The organism is Aquitalea palustris (assembly GCF_003693445.1).
Classification (GTDB): Bacteria; Pseudomonadota; Gammaproteobacteria; order Burkholderiales; family Chromobacteriaceae; genus Aquitalea; species Aquitalea palustris.
The window spans coordinates 1-530 of the sequence record NZ_RFAR01000160.1; the positions used below are offsets into that span (position 1 = coordinate 1).

The window sequence follows — 530 nt, forward strand, 5'->3', positions numbered from 1 at the left end:
GCCTGAGTGCTCTTGTTGAATTCGGTGACGATCATGGTATCGAACTTGTGCTGCCCGCGTTCGGGGTCGACAAAACTGGCCAGTGAAATCACCGGGATGATGTTGCCGCGCAAGGACAGCACACCCTGCACCCCAAACGGCATATTGGGGGTTTTGGTGATGGCCGGCGTCTGCGAGACTTCCCTCACCTTGAACACATTGATGCCAAAGGTTTCGCGCGTGCCCAGCGAAAACAGCAGGATCTCCATCTTGTTGGAGCCTGCCAGTTTGGTACGGGCATCGACACTGGCAAGCAAGGATGCATCTGTGGCTGACATGGTTGGTCCCTCTCCCGGGTAGTGACCCGGTCTGGTTTAGTTTTTTGCCAGGCTGAGCATTTCGCGCAGTTTCATCGACAGCTTCTGGGCTTCGAACTTGGATACATAGGCATCAACGCCGACCGACTGCCCCAGCTTCTGGTTGGAAGTGCCAGACAGCGAGGAGTGCATCAATACCGGGATGCCGGCAAAGCGCGGATCGCTCTTGATCAG

Annotated in this window: 2 protein-coding genes; both read right to left on the bottom strand. The window is 56.2% G+C overall.

From position 1 onward, the window contains the following. Positions 1–317 (bottom strand): chemotaxis protein CheW (locus EAY64_RS20135; protein WP_199734508.1); only part of this gene is annotated, 317 nt, incomplete at its 3' end. Positions 318–353: 36 nt separating this feature from the next. Then, a partial coding sequence (locus tag EAY64_RS20140) for a response regulator (protein WP_500784355.1) occupies positions 354–530 on the bottom strand: 177 nt, incomplete at its 5' end.